General features: G+C 70.5%; 4 protein-coding genes. 1 reads left to right on the forward strand and 3 read right to left on the reverse strand.

Features of this window, described 5'->3' with window-relative positions; all coding sequences use genetic code 11:
• The 3 genes from I53_RS21270 to I53_RS21280 all read right to left on the reverse strand — a co-directional run.
• The coding region (locus tag I53_RS21270) for a homocysteine S-methyltransferase family protein (protein WP_187294394.1) at window positions 1–1,089 on the reverse strand (1,089 nt) is incomplete at its 3' end.
• A gap of 302 nt (window positions 1,090–1,391) precedes the next feature.
• Window positions 1,392–2,312 (reverse strand): methylenetetrahydrofolate reductase [NAD(P)H], encoded by a 921-nt coding sequence (metF, locus tag I53_RS21275; protein ID WP_043354420.1) that lies wholly within the window; start codon window positions 2,310–2,312, stop codon window positions 1,392–1,394.
• A 57-nt stretch (window positions 2,313–2,369) separates the two neighbouring features.
• On the reverse strand, window positions 2,370–3,377 hold the full coding sequence (locus tag I53_RS21280) for a metalloregulator ArsR/SmtB family transcription factor (RefSeq protein WP_043354422.1): 1,008 nt from the start codon (window positions 3,375–3,377) through the stop codon (window positions 2,370–2,372).
• A gap of 131 nt (window positions 3,378–3,508) precedes the next feature.
• On the opposite strand from I53_RS21280, the gene I53_RS21285 reads away from it, so the two are divergent.
• Window positions 3,509–4,016, forward strand: a 508-nt coding sequence (locus I53_RS21285; protein WP_043354424.1) for a histidine phosphatase family protein, incomplete at its 3' end; no start/stop codon positions are given.

The raw sequence follows: 4,016 nt of genomic DNA on the forward strand, positions 1-4,016 counted from the left end.
GAAGGGAATTTCCGGCGTGAGCACGAAGGGCTCGAGGCCCGACAGCCGCATCAGGCGGGGGATCTCGGGGATCGGCCGCGGCGCCTTGCCGGCGACGGCCTCCGCGATGGCGCGGATATGGTCTGGGGTGGTGCCGCAGCAGCCGCCGACCATGTTGACGAGGCCGGATTCGGCGAACTCGCCGACCAGCTTGCCCATCGCCTCCGGGCTCTCGTCGTAGAGGCCGAACTCGTTGGGCAGGCCGGCATTCGGGTAGGCGCAGACCAGCGTGTCGCAGATCCGCGACAGCTCGGCGATGTGGCCGCGCATCTCGCGGGCGCCCAGCGCGCAGTTGAGGCCGAAGGTCAGCGGATCGGAGTGGCGCAGGGCGTGCCAGAAGGCCGCCGGGGTCTGGCCCGACAGGGTGCGGCCCGAGAGGTCGGTGATCGTGCCGGAGATCTGGATCGGCAGGCGGATGCCGGTCTCGTCGAAGACCTGCCACGCCGCCGCCACCGCCGCCTTGGCGTTGAGCGTGTCGAAGATCGTCTCGATCAGGATCAGCTCGGCGCCGCCGTCGATCAGGCCGCGGACCTGCTCCACGTAGGCCTGCTTGACCTGATCGAAGGTGACGGCCCGGAAGCCCGGGTTGTTCACGTCCGGCGAGATCGAAAGGGTGCGGTTCGTCGGGCCGATGGCGCCGGCCACGAAGCGGCGGCGGCCGTCCGTCTCCTCGGCGAGCCTGGCGGCCTCACGGGCGAGACGCGCGCCCTCCCGGTTCAACTCGTGGATGATCGACTCCATGCCGTAATCGGCCTGGGCGATGGTGGTGCCCGAGAAGGTGTTGGTCTCGCAGACGTCGGCGCCGGCCAGGAAGTAGTCGAGGTGGATCTGCCGGATCGCGTCGGGCTGCGTCAGGATCAGCAGGTCGTTGTTGCCCTTCTGATCGTGGCCGTGATCCTTGAACCGGTCGCCGCGAAAATCCTCTTCCGAGAACTTCAGCCGCTGGATCACGGTGCCCATCGCACCGTCGAGGACGAGGATCTTCTCCGCCGCGCGCTGGCGCAGCGCCTGTGCGATCGCGGTACCGTCGACGGGGGCAAAATCGGTCATCATGCGTCCTGTCAGATCACCTCGTCCCGAGGTGCCGGAGCGAAGCGGAGGCCTCGCAGGAGGCCTCCAGATATCTCGGTGTTCCCTGGAGCCCGCCTTCGAGGCCGCTCGCGCGGCACCTCAGGAGGGTGAAAACCTTCGTTCTACCAGACGCTTCCGTGCCATGGGCGCGGAGGCGTCCCCGTCTCTGCGAGTGGAGCGAAGCAGTCCAGCAGCGCCACGCTCACGGATGTCGCGCTGTCCTGAGTCGCTTCGCTGCGCTCGCGAGGACGGATCGGGGGTGTCGAGCGCGGCCTCGGGAATTAAGCCGCCGCCTTGGCGGCCGCCAGCTTCGGCGCCTGGGCGCGCAGGCCGAGCAGGTGGCAGATCGCGTAGACCAGATCCGAGCGGTTCATCGAGTAGAAGTGGAAGTCGTTGACGCCCTCGTCCACGAGGTCGAGCACCTGCTCGGCCGCCACCGCGGCGGCGACGAGGCGGCGGGTCTCCACGTCGTCTTCCAGGCCCTCGAACCGGGCGGCCAGCCAGTAGGGCACCGAGGCGCCGGTGCGGCGGGCGAAGTTCGCCGCCTGCTTGAAGTTCTGCACCGGCAGGATGCCCGGGAGGATCGGGATCGTGATCCCCGCGGCACGGACCTTCTCCAGGTAGCGCAGGAAGACCTCGTTGTCGAAGAAGAACTGGGTGATCGCCTGATCGGCGCCGGCATCGACCTTGGCCTTCAGGGCCTCGATGTCCGCGTCGAGCGAGGCCGCCTCCGGGTGCTTCTCGGGATAGGCCGAGACCGAGACCTTGAAGTCGCCGATCCGCTTGATCCCCTCGACCAGCTCGGCGGTCGACGCGTAGCCGCCCGGATGCGGCCGGTAGGCGTGGCCGACGCCCTCCGCCGGGTCGCCGCGGAGCGCCACGATGTGGCGCACGCCCGCATCCCAGTAGGACTGGACCACCGCGTCGATCTCCTCCCGGGTGGCGTCCACGCAGGTGAGGTGCGCGGCCGGCTTCAGGCCGGTCTCGCGGACCATCCGGGCCACCGTGTTGTGGGTGCGCTCCCGGGTGGAGCCGCCGGCCCCGTAGGTCACCGAGACGAAGCTCGGCTGAAGCGGCGCCAGACGCTCGATCGAGCCCCAGAGGATCTTCTCCATCTCCTCGGTCTTCGGCGGGAAGAACTCGATCGAGACGCGGATCGGGTGGTAGCCGTCGCGGCTGGCGCGGTGGGTGGAGCGGCGCATCGGGGTCTCGTCCTCTATGTCGATCGGTTCAGACGAAGTCTGCGAAGGTTCTGGATGTCAGGCGACGGCGCGCCGGGGCTGTTCAGTCTCGTCGGCCAGACCGTCCTGGGCCAGCCAGAGGGTGACGGTGAGCTGACCCGACTCGCGCGGCGCCAGATCGCGCGTGCCGACCGTGGCGAGACCGGCCTCCGTGAGCCAGCCGGAGACCTGCTCGGCGGAGAAGCCGAGGCGTCGGTGGGCTTGGCCCGTGCGCAGGAATTCCAGCTCATGCGGCGCGAAATCCACCACCAGCAGACGGCCGCCCGGCGCCACCAGCCGCGCGGCGCCGCGGAGCGCCCGGGCCGGGTCATCGAGATAATGCAGCACCTGATGGACCACCACGAGGTCGAAGCTCGACCGGGCGAAGGGCGGCGCGTGGATGTCGCCCTGCCGCAGATCCACCCGCGACAGGCCCTGGCGCTCCAGGTTGGCCCGGGCGACGGACAGCATGGCATGGCTCGAATCGAGCCCGGTGGCGCGGCTGGCCCGGGGAGCCAGCAGGCCAAGCATGCGGCCCGTCCCGGTGCCGAGATCGATCAGGCTGCCGATCGGCCGGTCGCCCAGGGCGTCCAGCACCGCCGCCTCCACGATCGCCTCCGGAACGTGGAGGGAGCGCAGCTCGTCCCATTTGGGCGCCAGCCGGGCGAAGAAGGTCTCGGCCGCCTCGGCCCGCTGCACCCGCACGGCATCGAGACGGGCGCGGTCCTCCGACAGGGGCGGTGCGGTCCGGTCGAGACCGGACAGCAGCGGATCCGCCAGGCCGGCGCGGGCGTCGGACAGCCGGAAGAACGCCCAGGCCCCTTCGCGGTGACGCTCGACAAGCCCGGCTTCCACCAGAAGCTTGAGATGCCGCGAGATCCGCGGCTGCGACTGGCCGAGGATGTCGGTCAGGTCGGACACCGACAGTTCCCCCTCGGCGAGCAGCGCCAGGATGCGCAGGCGCGTCTCCTCGGCGGCCGCACGCAGGACGCCCAGGGCTTCCGGAAAGGGGATCGATCCCGCCTCTTGCCTGCGTTCAATAGACATAAAGATATGTTTATGTGCGTTTCGCGGTGGGCGCAAGCACGAACTTGCGGGGGTTTGCCAGGTGGATGAGACCGAAGCGCGGCGGCCGCGTTGATGGCAGGGCCGCCGAGGGCGGGCCCGGGGAGGCGTGCATGTCCGAGAGCCCGTTCCCGCAGATCACGCTGGTCCGCCACGGCGAGACCGCCTGGAGCCGATCCGGCCAGCATACCGGGCGCAGCGACATCCCCCTGACCCAGGAGGGCGAGGAAGCGGCGCGCGCCCTCGCCCCGCGCCTTGCGGCCCGCTGCTACGCGGAGGTCTGGTCGAGCCCGTCGAGCCGGGCGGCCACGACCTGCGTGCTGGCGGGCTTCGGTGACCGGCGCGTGATCGATCCGGATCTCGCGGAGTGGGATTACGGCGCCTACGAGGGCCGGACCACGCAGGCGATCCTGGCCGAGCGGCCGGATTGGCGCCTGTTCCGCGACGGCTGCCCCGGCGGCGAGACGGCGGAGGCGGTCGGCGTTCGGGCGGACCGGATCATCGCCCGGGCCCGCGCCCGTGATGCCGACCTCGTCGTGTTCTCCAGCGCGCATGTCCTGCGGGTGCTCGCCGCGCGCTGGATCGGGCTGCCGCCGCAGGGAGGGGCGCTTCTCGTCCTCG

The sequence above is a fragment of the Methylobacterium sp. B1 genome (genome assembly GCF_000333255.1).
Classification (GTDB): Bacteria; Pseudomonadota; Alphaproteobacteria; order Rhizobiales; family Beijerinckiaceae; genus Methylobacterium; species Methylobacterium fujisawaense.